At 46.0% G+C, this 22,496-nt stretch carries 25 protein-coding genes and 1 other RNA gene; 15 read left to right on the forward strand and 11 right to left on the reverse strand.

Annotated features, from left to right (window positions below):
* The first annotated feature begins 11 nt into the window (after nucleotides 1–11).
* Nucleotides 12–370: a transfer-messenger RNA gene (gene ssrA, locus ICN33_RS01795) on the forward strand.
* 40 nt (nucleotides 371–410) lie between these two features.
* Here ssrA and ICN33_RS01800 read toward each other — a convergent pair.
* From ICN33_RS01800 to ICN33_RS01815, 4 genes are read right to left on the reverse strand one after another with little or no spacing between them, the layout of a single operon-like run.
* A complete protein-coding gene (locus ICN33_RS01800) occupies nucleotides 411–1,583 on the reverse strand; it encodes a methyltransferase (RefSeq protein WP_370623210.1) in 1,173 nt (390 codons plus the stop codon).
* Nucleotides 1,584–2,438, reverse strand: coding sequence for a pirin family protein (locus tag ICN33_RS01805; protein ID WP_216193990.1), 855 nt, complete (start codon nucleotides 2,436–2,438; stop codon nucleotides 1,584–1,586).
* A gap of 20 nt (nucleotides 2,439–2,458) precedes the next feature.
* Nucleotides 2,459–3,010, reverse strand: coding sequence for a carboxymuconolactone decarboxylase family protein (locus tag ICN33_RS01810; protein WP_216193993.1), 552 nt, complete (start codon nucleotides 3,008–3,010; stop codon nucleotides 2,459–2,461).
* 22 nt (nucleotides 3,011–3,032) lie between these two features.
* Nucleotides 3,033–4,046 (reverse strand): tripartite tricarboxylate transporter substrate binding protein, encoded by a 1,014-nt coding sequence (locus tag ICN33_RS01815; RefSeq protein WP_216193994.1) that lies wholly within the window; start codon nucleotides 4,044–4,046, stop codon nucleotides 3,033–3,035.
* Nucleotides 4,047–4,134: 88 nt separating this feature from the next.
* Between ICN33_RS01815 and ICN33_RS01820 the strand changes: the two genes are divergently transcribed.
* From ICN33_RS01820 to ICN33_RS01850, 7 genes are all read left to right on the forward strand, one after another.
* Entirely contained in the window at nucleotides 4,135–4,911 is a 777-nt protein-coding gene (locus tag ICN33_RS01820; protein ID WP_216193996.1) for a sulfurtransferase, read from the forward strand.
* Nucleotides 4,912–4,994: 83 nt separating this feature from the next.
* The gene (locus ICN33_RS01825) at nucleotides 4,995–5,999 is read left to right on the forward strand and encodes a tripartite tricarboxylate transporter substrate binding protein (RefSeq protein ID WP_216193998.1); all 1,005 of its coding nucleotides are present in this window, start codon (nucleotides 4,995–4,997) and stop codon (nucleotides 5,997–5,999) included.
* A gap of 54 nt (nucleotides 6,000–6,053) precedes the next feature.
* Nucleotides 6,054–7,427 (forward strand): MmgE/PrpD family protein, encoded by a 1,374-nt coding sequence (locus ICN33_RS01830; RefSeq protein ID WP_216194000.1) that lies wholly within the window; start codon nucleotides 6,054–6,056, stop codon nucleotides 7,425–7,427.
* Between the two features lie 24 nt (nucleotides 7,428–7,451).
* Nucleotides 7,452–8,429, forward strand: coding sequence for a D-2-hydroxyacid dehydrogenase family protein (locus tag ICN33_RS01835; protein ID WP_216194002.1), 978 nt, complete (start codon nucleotides 7,452–7,454; stop codon nucleotides 8,427–8,429).
* A 22-nt stretch (nucleotides 8,430–8,451) separates the two neighbouring features.
* Nucleotides 8,452–8,991 (forward strand): chromate transporter, encoded by a 540-nt coding sequence (locus ICN33_RS01840; RefSeq protein WP_216194004.1) that lies wholly within the window; start codon nucleotides 8,452–8,454, stop codon nucleotides 8,989–8,991.
* Nucleotides 8,988–9,509, forward strand: coding sequence for a chromate transporter (locus ICN33_RS01845; RefSeq protein ID WP_255530523.1), 522 nt, complete (start codon nucleotides 8,988–8,990; stop codon nucleotides 9,507–9,509). The genes ICN33_RS01840 and ICN33_RS01845 overlap by 4 nt, the downstream gene beginning before the upstream one ends.
* 18 nt (nucleotides 9,510–9,527) lie before the next feature.
* Entirely contained in the window at nucleotides 9,528–10,505 is a 978-nt protein-coding gene (locus ICN33_RS01850) for a tripartite tricarboxylate transporter substrate binding protein (RefSeq protein ID WP_216194008.1), read from the forward strand.
* 43 nt (nucleotides 10,506–10,548) lie between these two features.
* On the opposite strand, the gene crcB is transcribed toward ICN33_RS01850, so the two are convergent.
* Genes crcB through ICN33_RS01870 form a run of 4 tightly spaced genes read right to left on the reverse strand, consistent with a single transcriptional unit; the run spans nucleotide 10,549 to nucleotide 12,075 of the window.
* Complete coding sequence (gene crcB, locus ICN33_RS01855) at nucleotides 10,549–10,926, reverse strand: fluoride efflux transporter CrcB (RefSeq protein ID WP_216194010.1); 378 nt, start codon at nucleotides 10,924–10,926, stop codon at nucleotides 10,549–10,551.
* Between the two features lie 10 nt (nucleotides 10,927–10,936).
* Nucleotides 10,937–11,716: a 4,5-DOPA dioxygenase extradiol gene (gene ygiD, locus ICN33_RS01860; protein WP_216194012.1), complete on the reverse strand. Its 780-nt coding sequence runs from the start codon at nucleotides 11,714–11,716 to the stop codon at nucleotides 10,937–10,939.
* 9 nt (nucleotides 11,717–11,725) lie between these two features.
* Nucleotides 11,726–11,863, reverse strand: a complete 138-nt coding sequence (locus tag ICN33_RS01865; RefSeq protein WP_169709848.1) for a hypothetical protein — start codon at nucleotides 11,861–11,863, stop codon at nucleotides 11,726–11,728.
* 44 nt (nucleotides 11,864–11,907) lie between these two features.
* Entirely contained in the window at nucleotides 11,908–12,075 is a 168-nt protein-coding gene (locus ICN33_RS01870; protein ID WP_216194015.1) for a hypothetical protein, read from the reverse strand.
* Between the two features lie 28 nt (nucleotides 12,076–12,103).
* On the opposite strand from ICN33_RS01870, the gene ICN33_RS01875 reads away from it, so the two are divergent.
* Nucleotides 12,104–12,766 carry a site-2 protease family protein gene (locus tag ICN33_RS01875; RefSeq protein WP_216194017.1) on the forward strand — a complete coding sequence of 221 codons (663 nt, stop codon included), beginning with the start codon at nucleotides 12,104–12,106 and terminating at the stop codon, nucleotides 12,764–12,766.
* Nucleotides 12,767–12,838: 72 nt separating this feature from the next.
* Nucleotides 12,839–13,291 (forward strand): cytochrome c, encoded by a 453-nt coding sequence (locus ICN33_RS01880; RefSeq protein WP_216194019.1) that lies wholly within the window; start codon nucleotides 12,839–12,841, stop codon nucleotides 13,289–13,291.
* 16 nt (nucleotides 13,292–13,307) lie between these two features.
* On the opposite strand, the gene ICN33_RS01885 is transcribed toward ICN33_RS01880, so the two are convergent.
* Nucleotides 13,308–13,988, reverse strand: coding sequence for a cytochrome b/b6 domain-containing protein (locus tag ICN33_RS01885; protein ID WP_216194021.1), 681 nt, complete (start codon nucleotides 13,986–13,988; stop codon nucleotides 13,308–13,310).
* A 44-nt stretch (nucleotides 13,989–14,032) separates the two neighbouring features.
* Between ICN33_RS01885 and ICN33_RS01890 the strand changes: the two genes are divergently transcribed.
* Complete coding sequence (locus tag ICN33_RS01890; RefSeq protein ID WP_216194023.1) at nucleotides 14,033–15,238, forward strand: MFS transporter; 1,206 nt, start codon at nucleotides 14,033–14,035, stop codon at nucleotides 15,236–15,238.
* A gap of 21 nt (nucleotides 15,239–15,259) precedes the next feature.
* Here ICN33_RS01890 and ICN33_RS01895 read toward each other — a convergent pair whose 3' ends face one another.
* Complete coding sequence (locus tag ICN33_RS01895; RefSeq protein WP_216194025.1) at nucleotides 15,260–16,201, reverse strand: 3-hydroxyacyl-CoA dehydrogenase family protein; 942 nt, start codon at nucleotides 16,199–16,201, stop codon at nucleotides 15,260–15,262.
* Between the two features lie 85 nt (nucleotides 16,202–16,286).
* Between ICN33_RS01895 and ICN33_RS01900 the strand changes: the two genes are divergently transcribed.
* The 4 genes from ICN33_RS01900 (at nucleotide 16,287) to ICN33_RS01915 (ending at nucleotide 21,252) form a co-directional block, all read left to right on the forward strand.
* On the forward strand, nucleotides 16,287–17,216 hold the full coding sequence (locus ICN33_RS01900; protein ID WP_216194027.1) for a 2-hydroxyacid dehydrogenase: 930 nt from the start codon (nucleotides 16,287–16,289) through the stop codon (nucleotides 17,214–17,216).
* Nucleotides 17,217–17,230: 14 nt separating this feature from the next.
* Nucleotides 17,231–18,157, forward strand: a complete 927-nt coding sequence (locus ICN33_RS01905) for a dihydrodipicolinate synthase family protein (protein WP_216194029.1) — start codon at nucleotides 17,231–17,233, stop codon at nucleotides 18,155–18,157.
* 33 nt (nucleotides 18,158–18,190) lie between these two features.
* Complete coding sequence (locus ICN33_RS01910; protein WP_216194031.1) at nucleotides 18,191–19,141, forward strand: TAXI family TRAP transporter solute-binding subunit; 951 nt, start codon at nucleotides 18,191–18,193, stop codon at nucleotides 19,139–19,141.
* Between the two features lie 98 nt (nucleotides 19,142–19,239).
* Nucleotides 19,240–21,252: a TRAP transporter fused permease subunit gene (locus tag ICN33_RS01915; RefSeq protein WP_216194032.1), complete on the forward strand. Its 2,013-nt coding sequence runs from the start codon at nucleotides 19,240–19,242 to the stop codon at nucleotides 21,250–21,252.
* Between the two features lie 79 nt (nucleotides 21,253–21,331).
* Here ICN33_RS01915 and ICN33_RS01920 read toward each other — a convergent pair whose 3' ends face one another.
* The gene (locus ICN33_RS01920; RefSeq protein WP_216194033.1) at nucleotides 21,332–22,465 is read right to left on the reverse strand and encodes a mandelate racemase/muconate lactonizing enzyme family protein; all 1,134 of its coding nucleotides are present in this window, start codon (nucleotides 22,463–22,465) and stop codon (nucleotides 21,332–21,334) included.
* Between the last annotated feature and the right edge of the window lie 31 nt (nucleotides 22,466–22,496).

Consider the following 22,496-nt stretch of genomic DNA (forward strand, 5'->3'; position numbering starts at 1 on the left):
GCATGAACTCTGGGGTCGACATGGTTTCGACGTGGATTACAAAGCATCAAGGGCATACCGAGGACCCGTTATCTCGTAAATCAATGGGAATGTTTTAACTGCAAACGACGAACGTTTCGCACTAGCCGCTTAATTGCGGTTGCCCCTGAACTGATTCTCTCTTGGGTCAGCTAGCGAAAGCTAGGTCAGGGTCATTTACAAGAGATAAGATCATTTCATGTCACGAGGAATGATTCGAAAATTTAGTGAATCGTCAGCGAAGAACGTGTCAGTCCGTGCTTAACTGATTAAATCAAATGATATGACTAAGTATGTAGAACTTGTTGTGGAGGATTTGCGGACGCGGGTTCGATTCCCGCCGACTCCACCATTAAAAGCAAACCCCTCTGATTTTTGGAGGGGTTTGCTTTTTATTGAATACCTAAACGCCAAAGCGACGTGACCTCTTTAGATCGTGCCGCATGCAATGCATCTTCTTGATCAAATACTTTGCGATGCGTTGGTTTGGTATCAGCCCTCCCCAACACTTTGAGTCCAGCCTGCTCAATCCAATTGAGAAGCTCTTGTCTTGATCTCAAACCCAAATACTCAGCTAGGTCAGACAAAATTAACCAACCCTCACCATTTGGCAGTAGGTGGCCTTTTAATCCATTCAAGAAACCCTTAAGCATCAGACTATCGGGGTCATACACCGCATGCTCTAGCAAGGAGCTTGGTCTAGCAGGCAACCAAGGCGGATTGCAAACAATCAGCGCAGCCTTTGCCTCAGGGAACAGATTGGCTTTATGAATTTCAATCTGAGAGTGCAGGCCTAAGTGGTCAATGTTTTCATTCGCGCAAGCTATAGCTCGATCATTTAGATCGGTAGCGACAATTTTCTGAATACCTCGTAGAGCCAAAACAACTGCCAAGACTCCAGTCCCGGTACCAATATCAAAGGCTGTAGAGCTTTGTTTAATTGCGTCTGGAAACGGGGCTTTCAGGACCAAATTTATATATTCGCTACGTACTGGAGAGAAGACACCATAGTGTGGATGAATGCGAACCTCTTCATCATCTCTAGTGAGCACTTGAACACCTGTTTTACGCCACTCATGGGCGCTAATAACGCCGAGTAGTTCACGCAAAGAAATAATGTAAGCGTCCTCTTGTGGGCCGTATGCCTCAAGACAAGCCTGCGTAACATCTGGTGCGCGTCTTAAGGAAATACTGTGATCGGTATTTACCTGTATTAAAACCATTCCCAGAATACGCGCTCGTTGTGATTGGGCAAGGCGGTGGAGATTAAAGCTATCTATTGGGCTTTTGATTTTGTCTTTTTCAACTCGCTCAACCCGCTTGGATTTTTTGGAGGGCTTGTCTACCCTTCGCACCAAAGCCTGCAATAGTTGTCGCGCGTTTTGAAAGTCGCCTTTGTAAAGCATCGCCGTACCTTCACAAGCCATGCGATATGCGACATCTGCAGTCAGCGTGTCATCGGCGATCTGAATCTTTTTATGGGGTGCAATACCATTTTCAGAATGCCATTTAGCGCCATAGGTTTGCCCACCATCTTCCCATTGAAGGGTTATTGATTGAGTCACCTAGGAAACCACAAACCGATTGTTTTGATAATCATCAATTGCTTGCTCAATCTCCGCGCGGGTATTCATCACAAAGGGGCCATATTGAACGATGGGTTCATGTAAAGGCAACGCTGCAAGAACAATAAATTGCGCACCTGCAGCTCCTGATTTAGCTTTTAAACGATCACCATCTCCGAGCACAATGGCAGCCTGCCTTGGCACGTCGCGCATGGGTCCGCCTACCTCAAGAGCACCCTCATAAACATATACGAAAGCATTAAGCTCTTTTGGAATACGGTGCTCGAACTCACTATTTGGTGGTAGATGCACATCTAAAAATATAGGCGCAGTGGTAATTCCTTGAATGGGGCCTTGAACTTCTTTGCCGTCATAGTCGTACGTGCCTGCGATGACCTTTACTGAGCCACCGTTTGCCAAAGCAATCTTTGGAATATCCTCAATCTGAATATCCTTATATCCAGCCGGCTTCATTTTTTCTTTAGCGGGCAAGTTAATCCACAACTGAAAACCACGCATAGCACCACTGACCTGCTGAGGCATCTCAGAGTGAATAATCCCGCGCCCCGCCGTCATCCACTGCACACCACCTGTTTTCAGATGTCCTTGATTGCCTAAATGATCTTCATGCAACATGTGGCCTTCAAGCATGTATGTCACCGTCTCAAAACCTCGATGAGGATGCGCAGGAAAACCCGCTACATAATCATTTGGATCATTTGATGAAAATTCATCAAGCATCAAAAATGGATCTAGCCTGACTTGATTCTGACCACCAAGACTACGACGTAATTTCACACCCGCACCATCAGAAGTCGCAATGCCGGGAATGATGGTTTGAATATTACGAATCATGTGTATAGATGCTGCGTCTTTTAGGCTGGAGGGTGATCTTCAGGGTTTACGTCAAGCGCAATCAAGAAACGAGACACCATGTTGTAGGCAGCGATCACCGTCACCAACTCAACTGAATCAGTGCTTCCCAATGCCTTTTGCAAACGTTTCATCAAATCAGGATCCACTTTGATATTGCGTGTCATCTGAAAAGTGAGCTCAGCAGCATCGTTTTCTACTGGGGTGTACAAGTCTTTCGGGAAATTCGGTTGCCCAATTAACCTTAAGCCCTGAACCTGCTCTTCCGTACCACCCGCTTTCTTAAACGGAGGTGCATGGTGAAAGAATTCATACTCAGCACCATTGAGGACAGCCACCCCACACATTGCCAGTTCACGCAACTTAGAATCCAAAGAGAGGTTGTTACGAATCTCACCAATGAAATGATTCCAACCCTCTGCGATAGGAACGCTATGCAAGAGCATGCGGTCCAAATTAATAAATTGGCCCCCACGTCTCTTGCGAATAGCTGCGACTAGCTCAGCTGGCTCTGCCAAATCCATTGGTTGATACGGAATTAAACGTTCGGACATAAATATCTCTCTTAATTACTTCTTACTGAGCAGCTTCTTTAATGTTATTTTCAATAACAAACTTGCCCCAGATACCAATCTGTTTGCCAATAAACTCTTGAGCAGCCTCAGGAGTACCGCCAACAATTTGAATTCCTTGAGCCTTGAACTTTGCAGCAACTGCTGGAGTTTTCAGTGCCTTATTCAAGGCTTTATTCATCGCATCCAAAACTGCTGGGGGAGTTTTGCCTGGAGCCAATACTGCCCACCATGCTGGAGCACTAAATCCAGGGAAACCACTTTCAGAAATCGTGGGCACATTCGGCAGGGATGGTGATCTCTTGGCTGTAGTAATTACCAATGGAATGACGCCACCGCTATCAATATGGGGCTTCACCAAAAACTCAGAACCTACTGCTAACTCAACCTGACCACCCAATGCATCCTGCATCAAAGGACCGCCGCCACGATATGGAATATGATTCCAATCAAAGCCGGCTTGTTTTGCAAGGCGAGCCATCGCTAAGTGCCCTAGACTGCCAATGCCGATAGAGCCATAACTAAATTGCTTGCCGGTTTTAGAAAGATCCACTAACTGCTTAAAGCTGGTGATGCCGGACTTTTTGCTGGCTACCAAGACCATCGGTGATGTGCCCACCAGAATGACAGGAGCAATATCTTTAATGGAGTCGTAGGGAAGCTTATCTTTGAGGCTGGGATTAACGCCGTGGGTATCAAACACCACCGCAAAGGTATATCCATCGGGATCTGAGCGTGTCATCGCAGAGGTACCAATTACACCGGAGGCACCGCCAACGTTCTCCACAATCACGTTTTGCTTTAACTCTGACTGCAAGGCTGGTGCCAATACTCGGGCAACCTGATCAACAGAGCCACCTGGCGGAAAGACCGCAATTAAACGAATCGGCTTTTGGGTGGGCCATGTGCCAACACCCGCATTTTGAGCCAAAGCAAAACCACTTACTCCCAAGGCCATCAAAGTGGCTAATAGGCTGTTTTTAAAGGCTTTTTTAGCCATTTTTGCTAAACCCTGCATGGATTTGTCTCCTATAAATAAGAACTCAAGATTACCACTCCCACAGGCTAATTGCTCGATAATGTTGCACAAGCCCAGTGAGAGAAAAATGAAGTCGATTCTAAATATTGCCGCCTATTTATTTGTAAGCCTAGATGGCCTGCCAGAGCTGCGCGCCAAAATGCTTGATGAATGCAATGCTCGCCAACTGAAGGGCACTATCTTGTTGACTGGCGAAGGCATCAATCTATTTCTTGCTGGCAAAGCAGATGAGCTACGCGGATTCCTAGACTGGCTACGTACCGACCCCCGTTTCAAGCCACTTCAAGCCAAGGAAAGTTGGTCTGAGGATCAGCCTTTCAAAAAAATGTTGATCAAACTAAAAAATGAAATCATCCGCATGAATCACCCGGCGATTCGTCCAGAGGAGGGTCGCGCCAATTTTATTAGTCCAAAAAAATTGCAAGAATGGTTAGATCGAGGCACTGATGATCTTGGTCGCCCTGTGGTGATGGTGGACACACGTAATGCCTTTGAAGTCGACTACGGGACCTTTGAAAATGCTTTGCATTTCAATATAGAAAAGTTCACTGAGTTTCCTGAGGCGATATCTGCACACAAAGATGCCTTGGTAGATAAAACACTGGTGAGCTTTTGCACCGGTGGAATTCGTTGCGAAAAATCGGGTTTATATATGCGAGAGATTGGTATGGAGCACAGCTACCAATTAGAGGGTGGAATTTTGAAATACTTTGAAGAGGTTGGTTCTGCGCATTACCAAGGCAGCTGTTTTGTCTTTGATGAGCGCGAGGCTCTAGAGCCCAATCTAGATTCCATCCCCGTTGACCGCTCTATTCGAAAAAAGCTTAAAGCCAGCTCAGTCTGAAGAGGATTGAGGTCATAAATAGTAGAATTACCAAGTTGCACAAGAAGTACAAAATTAATAAAACAATAATTCGGAATCGAGACATGTCTAATGCGATCAATCGGCAAAAGCCGATTTTTTTATCATCCCTACTCTGTGCATTTCTAGGAATGGCCACCCACTTTAATGCGCAGGCGCAAAGTGCAGTGGCGGCCTACCCAGTGAAGCCCATCAAACTCATTGCGCCAGTTGCCGCTGGTGGTGGTCTTGATAATATTGCGCGCGCTGTTGCAGAAAAACTTTCTCGTTCAATTGGTCAAACGGTTGTTGTTGAAAATATGGGTGGTGGTGGTGGCTCCATCGCATCGCAAGCAACCGCCAAGGCACCAGCGGATGGTTATACCCTCATGATTGCTTATGTAGGAACACATGGCACTAATCCTGCGGTACGTAAATTGCCCTACGACGCCATCAAAGACTTCACGCCGATTGGCATGATTGGCGCAACGCCAAATGTGCTCATCATTAATCCTGATCTACCCATCAAGAGTTTTAAAGAGTTTGTCGATTACGCAAAAAAGAATCCTGCTAAATTAAGTTATGGGTCTGCCGGTCCAGGGACGCTAACCCATCTCGGTATGGAGCAACTAAAGTTAGCTGCTGGAATATTTATGGTGCATGTGCCTTATCGTGGCGTAGGCCCTGCCTATACCGATTTATTGGCAGGTCAAACTCAAGCAATGTTCCCCACTCTGTTTGCTGCATTACCGTATATCACCACTAACAGGGTTCGTGGTCTTGCCGTTACTGGAGCTAAACGTAGTTCAGCAGCACCCAATATTCCGACCTTTAAAGAGTTGGGCTATAACGGCTTTGATGGCCAACAATGGTACGGCCTAGTAGGACCAGCTAATCTGCCGCCAGCCATTGTTGCCAAGCTCAATGCAGAATTAAATAAAGTTCTTGCTTTGCCAGACTTCTCAGAAAAAATGACTAGTGAAGCAATGACATTAATGCCCATGACGCCTCCTCAATTTGCTAACTACATCAAAGAAGATATTGCACGCTGGGCTAAGGTTGCCAAAGATCGCAATATTGAAATTGACTAATCTTTCAGAACTTATTAATTAAAAAATACTCCACTCTTTTATAGGAACTTATATATGTCTCACGCTATTGCCGCAGCAGCTGATCTCAACGCACCGCCAGTAACTAAAATATTGGCAGAGTTTGTCAACGCCCACCCAAGTCAAGGTTGGACGCCTGAAGTAGAGCACGAGGCGCATCGCACATTTTTAAACTGGCTTGGTTGCGCCATCGGTGCAGCCAATCATGAGAGCGTGGAATCTTCACTAGCTGCTATTCGTGAATTTCAGCCAGCTCCACAAGCCAGTATTCTCGGCCGCAAAGATAAGGTAGATATGGGTGGGGCTGCACTCATTAACGGCATCAGCTCGCATACTTTTGACTTTGATGACACTCACCTAAAGACCGTGATTCATCCTGCGGGCCCCGTAGCATCGGCGATCCTAGCACTAGGAGAGCACATCAATGCAAATGGTCGTCAAATGATTGATTCTCTCGTCCTAGGCATTGATGTTGCTTGCCGAGTTGGCAATGCAATGTACCCAGACCACTACCATCGCGGTTGGCATATCACTGGTTCTACCGGTATGCTGGGATCTGCTGCTGCATGCTCTCGCTTGATGGGGCTTGATCTACAAAAAACAATAATGGCTCTAGGTATTGCAGCCTCACAACCAGTTGGTATGCGCGAGCAATTTGGCACGATGACCAAACCATTTCATCCGGGTGGTGCTGCACGTGCTGGCCAACTGTCCGCCCTACTGGCAAAGCATGGCTTTACTGCAAGCCCTAAAGCACTTGAAGCCGGTCGCGGCTATATGCAAACCGTATCCACTAAATGTGACTGGTCAGAAATTGATCGCGCCCTAGGAAAATCTTTTGAGATCTCCTTGAATACATACAAACCATTTGCTTGTGGCATTGTGATTCATCCCGCTATTGATGCTTGCGCACAATTACGTGCCCAAGGCGTTAATGCAGAAGACGTAGAGCGTATTGAGCTGCGCGTTCACCCACTTGTACTCGAACTCACGGGCAAGAAAACACCTAAGGATGGTTTGGAAGGTAAGTTCAGCGTGTATCACGGCTGTGCAGTTGGTTTGAAGTTTGGCCAAGCCGGCGAAGGTGAATATGCTGATGAGATCGTGAACCGTCCTGACGTTGTTGCCTTGCGTGCCAAGGTGAATGCCACGACCGACACCTCCATTAGCGAAGCATCAGTTGACGTAAAAGCCTTCCTCAAGAATGGCAAAGAAGTCCATATCTTCGTGAAGAATGCAATAGGCTCTGTAGAGAACCCAATGAGCGATGCGAACTTGGAACAAAAGTTCACCAGTTTGGCTGAACCTATTATTGGCAAAGAGAAAACTCGTCAACTGATTTCTGCACTTTGGAAGTTAGGACAAGCTCCAGACCTTAAGCAAATCCTAAGCCTTTGCACCCCAGACTAATTTTTACCTGAAAGCTTTTCATCCATGACTTCATTGCCTAATATCGTTGTTCTCGGGGACTATGAGCGTGCGCTACGCCGTTTTTCTAATTGGGAAAAATTAGAAAAACAAGCTAAGCTCACTATTCATCATGAGCCTCTGCGAGATGAGGCTTTATATGAAGCCGTAAAAGACGCCGATGCAATTGCGATCGTCAGAGACCGCTCCCCTTTTAATGAAGCGATGATTGCGCGCTTACCAAAGCTCAAGTTTTTAATGTTTACTGGTGAGCGCAATGGCACCCTTGAAGCATCGGCCCTAGTTTCTAGAAATATACCTATGGCCTGCACTCCTGGTGGACCCTCCAAGGAAACTACTGCAGAGCTAACTTGGGCTTTAATTTTGGGCGCCTCTAAGCGCCTGATTGAAGAAAATAAACTGATTGCTTCTGGTGGCTGGCGTGATGCCATGTCTCTACTGCCGATGCTCTCTGGCGAACGCTTGGGAATTATGGGTCTAGGTGCCATTGGTAGTCGTGTGGCACGTGTAGGCGCAGCCTTTGGTATGGAAGTTGTAGCCTGGAGTCCTCGCATGACGCCTGAACGCGCTGCCGCTGAAAATGCCAAAGCAGTTAGCCTTGAAGAACTTCTCAAAACCTCCAAAGTGGTATCCATGCACTTGGTAGCCGGCCCCGGTACTAAAGGTTTGATTAGTGCTGATCAATTAGGGTTGATGCGTCCAGACTCTATTTTGATTAATACTTCACGCGCTGCATTGATTAATATGCCAGATCTCCAAAAGGCCTTGGCTGCAGGTAGACCAGGTCAAGCAGCGGTAGACGTATTTGATGTAGAGCCTCTTCCAGAAAAAGATATTCTTCGTAACACTCCAAACTTACTAGTAACGCCACACCTTGGATTTATCGCTGAACCTATATTCGCAACCTTCTCTAAAGGCATCACCGAATCACTAGAGGCTTGGCTAGAAAATAAACCCGTGCCGCATCCTTTTAAGCCTCAATAATTTATTTACCAAAACGAATCTTATGAATAGCCTAACGCCTTCACAGCTATTTATTAGTTTTAGCAAAATTGGTATCTCTGGATTTGGTGGCGTTCTTCCTTGGGCAAGACGAACTTTAGTAGAGCGCGACAAAATTCTGACGTCCGAGGAATTTAGTGCCATCCTCGGTATTTGCCAAATTGTTCCAGGCCCCAATATTGTTAACCTAGCAGTTTGTGTTGGCTCCCGATTTGCGGGGGCGAGAGGAGCGGCCGCATCAGTTCTTGGCCTTACACTCGGACCCATTGCCATTGTGTTGTTACTAGCAATGCTCTATCAACATTACAGTTATTTAGATGCCGTAAAAGGGCTTTTGCGAGGAATATCTGCAGTAGGCGTAGGACTGATTGCTTCTACTGGTTTTAAGATGCTGCGCGATGAGTTTCGCTTTCCTCTCATGCTGCTCGTAGTTGCCATCACCATCTGTGCAGTAACTTACTTTCATCTCGGTCTAGGATGGGTAGTACTCGCGGTTTTGCCATTAGCACTCTTCTTAGCCCGCAAGAAAGCACTGAGTTCATGAGTATGCTTTTGAGCTTCTTTCTAAAGCTATCCGCCTTCTCATTAGTTGCTTTTGGTGGTGTTAATGCCTTACTACCCGAGCTGTTGAACTTAGCCGTCTATCAAGAGCATTGGATTGATCTGCAAACTTTTTCAGATTACTTTGCTATAGCCCAAGCAGCACCTGGTCCTAACTTTATGACAGTCACACTATTGGGCTGGCATCTATTTGGCGTCTTAGGCGCATTGCTTGGCACACTGGCAATTGCGTGGCCCTCATCCATTTTGATTTATTTTTTGCAGCGCTTTATCTTGAGAATTCAAGATCCCATTAAAAGGAAGTCTATTCAATATGCAGCAGCAGCGCTAGCTATTGGATTGGTTCTTTCTTCCGCGTGGCAAATTGCTATTCAAATTAACCATAGCGCGGCAGCCTACGCCTTGACCCTTGCGACTATTGGCTTTACATTGTTTACACGCTGGCACCCACTCTATCTGATTGCTATTGGTGGAGCATTGGGCGTTTTAGGATTCATTTAAACCGCTTAAGAGAAAGATATGCGACTCATCAAAAACTTTTCAATCGGCCTACTTTGTTTACTAGCTATATTTTCAGGCGCAGCTTCTGCTCAAAGCAACTACCCTAGTAAGTCAATTAACTTCATCGTCCCTTATGGTGCTGGTGGTAGCGCTGACTCTAGAAGTCGTCAAATTGCACAAAAGATGAGTGTCATACTCAAGCAACCAATTGTGGTTGATAACAAACCAGGAGCTGGCGGCAATATTGGTACGGAAGCTATTGTTCGGGCCGCACCAGATGGATACACTATCGGCATGGGTAATTTCGCTCCAATGGCGGTCAATAAAACGCTGTTTGGTAATTTGCGTTATGACCCAGAGACAGATTTAACGCCAATCATCTTGATTGAAAAGGGCCCTTTGGTATTGGTAGTCAATCCAAACTCCCCTTACAAATCTGTACAAGATATTGTTGCTGCTGCTAAAGCAAAACCTGGGGTGCTTACATTCTCCTCTGGCGGTATCGGAGGAAGCCACCAACTGTCCGCCGAACTCTTTGAACAAAATGCAGGCATTCAGATGATTCACGTGCCATACAAAAGTGGCTCTGCGGCACTAACCGACCTCATGGGCGGCAACGTTGACCTCATGTTCGATCAAATGTATTCCGCTGTTCCCAGCATTAAGGCAGACAAGATTCGGCCACTTGCTATTACTAGCAAAAAACGCTCCCCTTTATTACCCAATGTCCCTAGTTTTTCAGAGTTAGGCTACCCAAAAGTGGAGGTTCTGAATTGGCAAGGTCTCATCGCACCAAAGGGAACACCTAAAGCCATTATTGATAAATTGAATGTTGCTGCAAATGAAGCACTTAAAGATCCTCAGCTACGTGAACTCATGCTCTCGCAAGGGAATGAGATTGGTGGAGGGAGTCCAGCTGAATTTGCCAGCCTGATTAAAGCCGAGAGTGCCAAATGGAGTGCCGTTGTAAAAACAGCCAACATCAAGCCGGAGTAAGAATTCAATATTAAATGGCATTGGGGGCTTAGTGCCCCCAATTTTATTTAAAAGCCTGGTAGGTCAAGATACCCAAGAAGGTGAGCACAAGTGAGCCAACTAGATTAAGTAGCGCTGTGCCCAAGGCCCAGGTAAATTCCCCGCGCTGCATAAAGCCAACCACCTCAGCAGAAAAGCTTGAGAAGGTAGTCAAACCTCCTAAGAAACCAGTGACCACTAAAAGTTTCCACTCTGGAGAAAGGCTTGGATTGTTACCGAAGAAGGCAACTGCAATCCCAATTAAGTATCCGCCAACCATATTCGATATAAAAGTACCCAATGGCAGTGCCGAAGCCATCCCAACGGTAGCGAAATTAAAACCAGCTCTTAATAAAGCGCCAAAGCCTGCGCCAAAAAAGATTGCGGAGATAGGTAGCCACATAATCTACTCTTTATTGAATTGAAAAACCCAGCATGCTAATTGAACTCATCTCAATTCCATCCGTATAGACTTTTGCTTGTTCGCCCTCTTCTTGTAATGCTAGGGTATACAAAGCGGGCCAATAGTGCTCTGCAGTCGGAACGGAAAGATGCGCTGCATCACCATAGCGCTCCCAGTCAACCAATGCCTCATGATGATTGGCTCGGATTTCTGAAGCAAAAAAATCATTGAATTTTGTTGCCCAAGGATAGGGCTCAGCCCCTTCTTGCCAATGAATGGTGCGCAAGTTATGAACCACATTACCGCTTGACAAAATGAGGATATTTTCGTCGCGCAAAGGACGTAGCTGCTTGGCAAGCTCATAGTGTTCACGCGCTGACATTGATCCATCAAGACTCAATTGCACCACTGGTACATCTGCATTTGGATACATATATTTAAGTACTGACCAAGCACCATGATCAATACCCCACTCATTTTCCTCAAGCACTATCGGTACGTTTAATAATTCTTGCACGCGATCAGCCAAGGCTGGGCTACCTGGTGCTGGATATTGAATATCAAAGAGGGCTTGTGGAAAGCCGCCAAAATCGTGAATTGTTTTTGGTTTGGGCATTGCAGTAACCCAAGTACCTCGAGTTACCCAATGCGCTGAAATCACCAATATCGCGTCCGGGCGCATTAAAGATTTTCCAAGAGCTGACCAAGCCGCTGTATAGCGGTTGGGCTCTATGGCATACATTGGACTGCCATGGCCAGCAAATATTGCAGGTTGGCGATGGCTAGTCATTAATGCAGATTAACCGAATACGTAACCTGTGTGAGCCGCAACCAATGCAAACAAAATAGCCAAGCTTGTAGCTGCTGCCAACATCACAACCAATGTAATGATCTTTTTGTTGATTTCTTCTTTAGATTCGTTATGCCATTCGTTCATGCTAAATCCTCTGTAAACACATTATTGAATAAGGTAATTATCCACTATCGACCGCGACCGGCCTTGCGCATCATGCCTTTTCCACCGCCAAAGCCTGCTTGAGGCCTTCCAGCGGGGCCGGATGGGCCTTTTGGCACGGGTGGACGTGCTGGTGGCTTGGCAACAACTGCCTTAGCGGGGGTTTTTGAATCAGTTTTCTTTTCGTCAGTCACTTTGAGCTCCTATGGATATCATATTGCCATGATTACTGACTATTCTATCCAAGCTGTCGCCATTAATGCGATTCCCTTGATTTTCGCCATCACCATCCACGAAGCAGCCCATGGCTATGCTGCCCGCAAATTTGGTGATAACACCGCCTATATGCTGGGACGGGTGAGCTTGAACCCCGCCAAACATATAGACCCCGTAGGAACCATCCTCATTCCCTTGGTCTTAATTTTGACTGGATCCCCCTTTTTAGTTGGCTATGCAAAGCCAGTGCCAGTCAATTTTGGGCGCCTCCGAAATCCCAGAATTGACTCGATCTGGGTTGCTTTGGCCGGACCGGGCTCTAATTTCATTCAGGCACTTATCTGGCTCATTCTGCTCATAGTACTTTTGGGATTGGGAATCGACGAAAAATTTTTGATTTCTATGTCTCAAGCAGGAATCTCCTGGAATTTAGGTTTACTAGTTTTTAACCTATTTCCGCTGCCTCCATTGGATGGTGGTCGTATTCTCTCCAGTCTATTACCGGTGCGCCAGTCGATTGCCTTAGGCAGACTTGAGCCTTGGGGATTTTTCATTGTATTGGGCTTGGTATTTACAGGAATCATTGGTAGCCTTTGGATGGCACCCCTAATCAGCCTCTTCGAATGGCTCATTCTGTTAATCACAAGCCCCTTACGCATGATTTTCTAGTCGCGTGCAGATTATTTTTTTCTGGGGTATGCTGACTCTAAGATGTTCAACAAACTACTCGGGAGACTAGTGATGAAAGTGCATAGAATTGTTTTAGCTTTTAGCGCAGTTGCTTTATCGCTTAGTGCAAGCCTTGCTTTTGCACAATTTCAGAATGCTGAAAAAGCAATTGAATATCGTCAAAGCGTTATGACGATCATTAACACTCATTTCGGAAGAATTGGTGCTGTTGTTAAAGGTGCGGCACCGTATAACAAAGACGATGTTAGTAAAAATGCTGAGATCGTAGCAATGATGTCTACCCTACCTTGGCAGGCGTTTGGTCCCGGCACTGAAGGTGGCAAGGCCAAACCAGAGGTGTGGTCTGATAACACAAAGTTCAAAGCTGCCGCAGACAAAATGCAATTAGCTGTAGTCGATCTGAATAAAGCGGCTCAGTCTGGTGATCTAGAAAGTATTAAGAAAGCCTTTGGCGCAGCTGGATCAACCTGCAAAGGTTGTCACGACGATTTCAAAAAGAAATAAGTCTTCTGATTGATAGTTATTTCGTAATCAAATAGCCCACTACTACCGCGATCACGCTTAAAAGCAATAAAGCAAAACCGCGCTGTAGCACTCCATCCTTGGAGGTTCGACCCAATTCAGCAGGCAAGTATTTAACCTCTTCACTTGGGTTGATTTCTTTGTCGCCACTAATCATCGGCTTAATTAGATTTTCACCTTTGAATTTCTTGTAATACCAAATCGCTGCAATATGAATTGCAATCAGGGTGTAAATCACCACTTGATTACCTTCGTGAATCTCTGACAAAAATGAAGATATCGAGCTGGACACATACTTTGCTAAAGGGCCTTGAAAAGAGACCTCATCATCTACGAATAAGCCAGTGAGCACTTGAACGCATAAAACAAAAATGAGGGCAAATACAGAAATTGCTCCGATAGGGTTATGCCCGAGAACCCGAGGCGAGCTTCCACTTAAATAATCAAGAATAGCTTTTTTAGTTGGGAAGAAGGATGTGAATCTCGCATGGGTTGAGCCAACGAAACCCCAGACAATTCTAAAGACCAACAAAACCAAGATGCTGTACCCAAAATAGGCATGCCATTGAATGAATTCATCACCCAAATTAATGCTCACAAAGCTCCCAGTTATACAAACCACCAGAAACCAATGAAATAAACGGATTGGCAAGTCCCAGACGCGAATGATTTTCTTCATACCCTAAGGATAAAGCAGCTTCTCCCTTAAAATAGAGAGAATTCATGAATCCTGGCAAAGCCTTTAGAACCCTGCTGCTGTACCGTATCGGCGCAACCCTCAGTTACCAAATTACGATGGTAGCGGTTGGTTGGCACCTCTACGAAATCACCAATAGCGTGGTTTCTCTAGGTCTGATTGGCCTGGCAGAGCTTGTCCCCTATTTTGCGCTTGCGCTTTATTCCGGGCATGCAGTTGATCACTACTCCCGTAAATGGATTGCTGCGATAGCCTGCTTCATCCATATTGCAGTAGGTTTATTTTTAACAGCTGTTGCGCTGAGCTGGCTTTCCCCTCCCGTACCCTTGATATACACCGCAGTAGCGTTCATTGGCGTTGGCCGCGCTCTGTTAAGACCCTCCTATCAAGCACTGTTTGGACAAGTCATTCCGAGAGACCAGCTGCCACGTTACACAGCGTATGCCTCCTCTGCTTTTCAGATTTGCGTGGTAGCGGGTCCAGGATTGGGCGGACTCATGATTGGCTTTGCTGGTCTTGAATGGACTTACTTGCTCGCGGCCTTTTGTGGGGCAATCGGTTTATATGGAATTACCTTCATTAACGCTGTGCAGGAAAAATCGAGTAATTTATCCAGCCACTTTCTAAAGAGTTTTATGGAGGGCTTTCATTACGTCAGAAAGCATGATCTCATTTTGGGCATTATGGCGCTCGACATGTTTGCCGTTCTCTTCGGTGGCGCAGTCTCCATACTTCCTGCCTTTGTGAAGGAGGTGCTGAATGCTGGGCCTGAAACTCTTGGGATATTGCGAGCCGCACCTGCAGCTGGTGCGGTCATTACTGGCATCTACTTAGCCAGGCGCCCTATTCTGACTGATTCCGGAAAACACCTACTGATTTCGGTTGCGGGATTTGGCGCAACGATTATTGCCTTTGGCATCTCCAGTAATTTATGGATATGCGTCTTTTTCTTATTTGTCTCTGGATGCTTTGACTCTATATCCGTAGTAATTCGAGGCAGCATCATGCAACTGACGACACCAGATCATATGCGCGGCAGAATTAGCGCCATTAATGGCATCTTCATTGGCTCGTCAAATGAATTAGGCGCTCTTGAATCTGGCATCGCTGCCAGCATGATGGGTCTAGTGCCATCTATCGTATTTGGTGGGGCCGCGACGATTGCTGTCGTCCTGATTACTTATCGACTCGCCCCACACCTAGGCAAATTACATCTGAAAGATATCTCTTAGAAGCCAACTCAACAAATTCTGCTACTTAATTTCAGGCAGATCTTTTTGAATAATCTTCAAGCCAGCACGCAAAGCCTCTTGATAGCGCTCACGTTCTGCCTTAATAGTTTCAGCAGTCCACGTAAAAAATCCTTCGCCAGTTTTCATGCCGAACTTACCACTAGCAATGCGGTCGCTTAAGCACTTTGCGATCGTTGGTGAATTATTTAATGTTGGATAAATAGTTGCCCCTCCAGCACCATGCACTTCTAGGCCAGCATGATCTCGTTGCATCGCTGGGCCTGCTGCGATGTAACGAAAGCCAAAGCCAAAGCGAACAGCCTTATCAATATCTTCTGGCGTACAGATACCTTCATCAACCATTGAAAAAGCCTCACGTGATAAGGCATGTTGCAAGCGATTGGCTAAAAATCCTGGCAGGTCTTTTTTGACAGTAACAGGCACCATACCGCATGCAGTCATCAAACGCGAGAGGCTTTCGCCAACCATCGGCGAAGTCTTTGCACCATAAACCACCTCTACACAAGGCACTAAGTGCGCCGGCATAAAGAAATGCAAGCCAATCATTCGAGCAGCGGTTTTCAGGCCATTTGCGATTTCACTAATCGGGAAGCTCGTACTATTACTTGCCAAAACCGCCTCAGGCTTTGAATATTTTTCGAGCTTAGTAAATAACTCACGCTTAATATCCAAGCGCTCTGGCACACACTCAATTACCAAATCGATATCCGACCAATCCACTTCTTCAAGTGTGCCGGCAACAGAGAGTAAATGAATGCGATGCTCATAACCGAGCTCAGTCATAGTGTTTGCAAAATAATCGGGCAAGAGGGCTCGTCGCTCGGTTGTCGGCTCAACCACTTGAACAGCGCAACCACCGCGCGCGCAAACAGCAGCAACATCTGCGCCCATCGTGCCGCCACCGACAATCACTACCTTGGTTTCAGCTGGGGTAAATAACATGAATACTCTCCTAAATGGGGGCGGACTTTTTCTAAAAAATCCTCTTACAATGGGGTCATTATTTCAATAAAAAAGTTAGTGAGACATGATCCCCGTCAATTCGGTGCTACAGGTCGGCCATTTCCCTGAAATTATGCAGGCAGAGATCGATCGGCGCTTTACCCCTGCCCATCATCCCGATCCTAAAGCACCTGTTCCAGCCGGAAACTTTGAGGCTATCTTAATTCGCTCTAACACCAAACTTCCCGAAGATCTCCTTAAGCAAATCCCCACCATTCGTATGGTAGCCACTTGCGGGGTTGGCTACGATAACCTTCCTTTGGCTTATCTAAAAGAAAAAGGCATCAAGGCAACCAATACTCCCGGCGTCTTAAACGATGCAGTCTGTGAGCTTGCCATTGGCATGATGTTGGCACTGCTTCGCCAGCTACCTGAGGCTCAGGAATACGTCAAAAGTACTGCTTGGTCAAAGGAGCCCTTTAGACTCACCACCACCCTGGCTGGTAAGTGCGTAGGGATTGTTGGGATGGGCCGCATTGGGCAGGATCTCGCCAATAGATTAGAGCCCTTTAAAGTCAACATTGCGTATACAGGTCCCAATCAGAAATCATTGGCTTACGCCTACTATCCGAATGTTCAAGAATTGGCTAAGGCCTGTGAAGTCTTATTTTTAGCCTGCCCCGCTACATCCGATACCAATAAAATGATGAATGCCGAGGTGCTCGATGCTTTGGGGCCATCTGGATATTTGGTCAATATTGCCCGTGGAAGTGTGGTTGATGAGGACGCACTTTTATATGCACTGCAACATAGAAAGATTGCTGGAGCAGCCTTAGATGTTTTTGAGAACGAACCCAATCCCAGGGCTGCTTTTTTAACCCTTGATAATGTATTGTTAACACCTCATATTGGGAGCGCTACCTCGGAAACACGGATAGCCATGACCAACTTAGCTGTAGATAATTTAGAAGCCTTCTTTAAGCAACAAACACTTCCCTCGGAAGTAAATAACTAAAAAACGGAGCCAGTATGACGATTGCCTTGCACCCTTCCACCTTACCTGCGGTGTTATCCCCTGTACTTACACCATTTAAGGCAGACGGGAGCCCAGATGCTCCTAAGCTTTTAAAGCAATGCCAATGGCTAGAAGCCAATGGTGTTGGACAAGCAATTTTTGGCACCAATTCAGAAGCAAACTCAATGTCAGCACCACAGAAGATGGGCACATTAACTGCATTAATTGAAGGCGGGTTAAATCCAGAGCATTTGATGCCCGGCACTGGAGCCACATCTATCGATGCCACTGTCAATATGACACGCCATGCAGTCAACCATAAGTGCGCAGGCGTATTGATGTTGCCGCCCTTCTATTACAAAGATGTTTCTGATGATGGTTTGTTTGCTTATTTTTCTGAAGTCATTCAAAAAATTGGCAGCGCCGCTTTACAGATTTATATCTATAACATTCCGCCAGTCACCAAAGTGACCTTAAGCCTCTCCTTGCTTGAGCGCTTAGCAAAAGAATATCCAAAGACGGTTGTAGGTATGAAAGATAGCTCAGGTGATTGGTCATATACAGAGTCAGTTATTAAACTCCTAGCGCCATCAGGTTTCCGCGTGTATGCAGGCAGCGAAGTATTTTTAATGCGTGCCCTACGTGCTGGCGGTGTTGGTTGCATCTCAGCTACTGCCAACGTGAATCCCAAGGCTATTGCTGATTTGGCGAATCACTGGAGAGAATCTAATGCCGATGAACGTCAAGCCGGCTTAGATCAAGTGCGAGGAATTTTTGCAAAGTATCAAATGATTGCAGGCATGAAGACCGCCGTTGCACACTATAGCAAAGACCCTGAGTGGCTCAGAGTGCGCCCACCACTCATGCAGTTAAGTACTGACCAGCAAGCTCAACTACTCAGTGAGCTGCAAGCGATCAATTTCAGCATGCCAGGTTTGTAATTTAAAAAAATAAAAAATAGTTAGGAGACAGACATGAAACTACTTAAGGTTATTGCTTTATCGCTTAGTTTTCTTTGTGCAAGTGTCAGCGCTCAAAATATTTCTATCGCAACCGGTGGTACAGGTGGTGTTTACTACCCGATGGGTGGTGGCTTAGCTTCAGTTCTATCAAGCAAAGTTCCTGGAATGTCTGCTACCGCAGAAGTCACTGGCGGATCGGTAGATAATTTGAACCTCATTGGCACAGGCAAGCCATACGTAGGCTTTTCGATGGCTGACGCTGCAAAAGATGCTCAGATTGGCGAAGGTAAGTTTGTTGGCAAAAAAGTGGACCTACGCACCCTTGTGGTTCTTTATCCAAATTTGATGCACGTAGTAACAGTAGACTCTACTGGCATTAAATCCATGAAAGATTTAAAGGGTAAGCGTATTAGTACTGGTGCCCCTGGTAGCGCAACGGAAGTGATGGCCTTTCGCTTGCTAGAAGCTGCTGGTATCGATAAAGATAAAGATGTAAAGCGTGAGCGTTTAAGCGTAGCGGAGTCTGTTAACGCTGTGAAAGATCGCAAGATCGATGCTTTCTTCTGGGTTGGTGGTTTACCAACCGCTGCTGTTACTGATTTGGCTAACAGTCCCGGCATGAAAATTGTGATGGTGGATACCTCTGATGAGGTGCCTATCATGAACAAGAAATATGGCAATTTGTATTTCACGGCCATTATTCCTAAAGCCATGTATAGCGGTATGGCCAAGGACAACAAGGTTGCAGCCGTTGCTAATATCTTAGTAGTGAATGCCAATATGCCCGATGATCAAGCTTATAAGATTGTGAAAACAATGTTTGATAACAAGATTGATTTAGTACGTACCCATCAGGAATACATGAACGTCAGCCTGGAGAATCAAAAAGCAAAATCTACTCCAGTCGATTTTCATCCAGGTGCTTTAAAGTACTTTAAAGAAAAGAACATCAAAGTAAATTAAGTCTGTGTTTGTATTAAGGGGTGAGTCAAACTCACCCCTTTCGTTTTAAGGCAGCATCAAAATAAAGCACCACATAAATATAAAAAATAGGTTGAGACATGAATCAAAACGTTATTGATAACGAAACCCAAGAAAAATTAGATGCCTTTATCAAACAAGAGGAAGGTGACTCTAATGACTACAAGGGACTATTAGCGAAGTTCATCACCCTAGTGGCTGTAGGTATGTCACTCTTCCATTTATACGCCGCGTATTCGATTGTTCCAACACAAGAGTTGCGAGTCATTCACGTTGCTCTGGTTTTATTTTTAGTATTCCTTAGCTTTCCAATAGCCGATCGATTCAAAAATCGCTTAATGCCCTGGGATATCATTTTCGCGGTCGTATCCGTTGGAATTGCCTATTACATTCTGAGTGGTGGCGACGACTTTATGGACCGCAACACTGCACCCAACTCTACTGATGTCATGGTGGGTATCGCATTAATTCTTCTGATCTTAGAAAGTGTTCGCAGAACCAATGGCTTAATCTTGGTTACAGTAACCATCTTGTTTCTGCTCTATGCCTTGTTTGGCAACTACTTGCCAGCACCCTGGACTCACAAGGGTTACGGTCTTGATCGTTTAGTGGGTTATATGTACATGACTCTAGAGGGCATCTATGGCACTGCCGTGGACGTCTCAGCAACCCTCATTATTCTCTTCACTATTTTTGGCGCCTTCTTGCAGTTCACTGGTGCGGGTAAATTCTTTATTGATTTCTCCTTTGCAGCTATGGGCGGAAAATCTTCTGGCGTCGGCAGAACGATTGTGATGTCCTCCTTCCTACTAGGTGGACCATCTGGCTCAGGCGTTGCTACAACCGTTACCGTTGGCTCAGTCGCAGCTCCCATGCTGGATAAAGTGGGTTACGAAAAAAATGCGGCCGGCGGGCTTTTGGCGGCAGGTGGCCTTGGCGCCATCATCTCCCCACCTGTGCTTGGTGCAGCTGCCTTCTTGATTGCAGACTTCCTCAAGATTTCGTATTTGGATGTATTGCTGATGGCAACTATCCCGACCATTCTTTTCTACCTTGGCTTGTTCGTCATGGTAGAAATTGATGTACGCAAATATGGCATGAAGAGCATTCAATTTGCATCAACTGAGACAGCGTGGCAACTCACCAAGAAGTACTGGTTCCATTTCTTCTCACTAATCTCTATTGTGGTATTTATGATGATGGGCTTCTCACCCGTCATGTCGGTATTTTGGGCGACTGTAGTTTCCGCCTTATCGAGCATGTTGCGCGAAGACACCGCAATCATTCCTTGGGCATGGTTTAAAGGTAAGGAGCCTATCCTTTCTGGGTTGTATAACTCCAATTTAACTAAGGCACTTGCCTCTGGCTCCACTGGCGTCTTAGCGATTGCTGCTACCTGCGCTGGTGCTGGCTTGATTGTAGGTACCGTTACCCTTACCGGTCTTGGCCTGAAATTTAGCTCTATCGTTATTCAGTACGCTGGCGGCTCACTCTTGCTCACTACTATTTTTACTGCCTTAGTAGTATGGGTAGTGGGCTTAGCTGTGCCAGTTACCGCCTCTTATATTATTTGCGCGGTAATTGCGGCGCCTGCGCTGATTAATTTAGGGGTACCTGCTTTTGCTGCCCACATGTTCATCTTCTATTACGCCGTCCTTTCTGAAGTGTCACCTCCGACAGCACTCTCTCCCTTTGCAGCAGCAGCGATTTGCAAAGGAAATCCCTATAAGACCACTTTACAGACCTGGAAGTATGTGGCTCCAGCCATTCTGGTTCCCTTCATGTTTGTCCTTGATAAGTCTGGCGTGAGCTTGCTGTTGATGGGATCCACCAGCGCACTAGAGCAAGCCGACTGGATGCAAATTGCCTGGGTATCCTTTACAGCAGTGGTCGGAATTATTTGCTTGGCCGGAGGACTTCAAGGTTGGTTCATTGAGAAAACCAAGATCTTTGAACGCGTCATCATGGTGGTCTCCGGTGTTGCACTAGCCTATCCTTCTACAGAGGCTGACTTGATTGGCTTTATTGGCTTTGGTCTAGTTCTAGTGACGCAAACTATTACGCATTTCAAGCTCAACCCCAGATCCAGTTAAGAACCCCCTTCCCTCTTTAATAATTAAGCCCGCATTAGCGGGCTTAATTATTTGTGAAACGAGAACGTAAAACTTTTACTTAAGAGATCTTGCTCCAAGCAGCCTTACCCGCGTACTTCTTCACCGCAGCCTCATCAAACTCAAATCCCAACCCAGGGGTCTTATGCAAAATCAAATCCCCATTTTTAAAAGTAAGTTGTTTATTAATTAATCTGCGGAAATTTAGCACCTGATCATCCAAGAAAAACTCTACAAAACGCGCATTAGGCGTTGCCGCAACTAAAGGCGCATGTAAATCATGCATCCAATGTGGGCAGACTATGACACCCTTCAAATCCGCATATGCAGAAATTCTTCTCCATTCAGTAATGCCTCCACAGACAGCGGCATCGGATTGCAAGATAGCAACGCCACCCGCGTCAATTAATTCTCTAAAGCGCCAGCGCCCTGCTTCCATTTCACCGGTGGCAACGTTGATCTTCGTTTGGCGTGCTAATGCAGCATGTAAATCAATTGCATCCGGGGAGAATGGCTCTTCAATCCAATAAGGGTTGTAAGCCTCAAAGCGACGCACATACTCAAGGGCAGTCGGCAAATCACGCCAAGCATTATTAGCATCGAGAGTCAGCAGCACATCATCACCAACTGCTTTGCGAGCAGCCTTCACGCGCGCCTCTTCTTCGGATGGGGATAGTCGCCCCACTTTCATCTTGACCGCTTTAAAGCCCTGCTTTACGTAAGACTCCATTTCTTTACCTAGCTTGGCAGGAGTTTTGCCTTCTAAATAATAGCCACCACTAGCATAGGCTGGCACACGGTCATCCACCACTGAGCCAAGGTATTGATGCAAAGGTAGGCCGACTGAACGTGCATTTAAATCCCACAGGGCAGTGTCCAAAATAGAGATGCCGCGCATTACCGCACCTGTGCGACCTTGAAGGATGGATTCGTTATACATCTCCATCCAGAGGCCTTCACTACGATGGCTATTTTGACCAATTAATTTGGGGGCTAGTAATTGCTCTACAGCAATTTTTGCGATATCTCCACCAGCACTACCGACGTAACAGAAGCCAATGCCCTCATTACCGTCTTTGCCGCGAACTTTCACTAAGCAATAGTGGCGCTCAGATACAGTACGAGTAGAAAATGATGTCACTTTATCTAAGGGTACTGCTACTGAGGCTACTTGGATGGATTCGATAATCGGCATCTAAACTCCTTAATCAAAAAATGATTGTATC

This window comes from Polynucleobacter sp. UB-Tiil-W10, assembly GCF_018881605.1.
Lineage (GTDB): Bacteria > Pseudomonadota > Gammaproteobacteria > Burkholderiales > Burkholderiaceae > Polynucleobacter.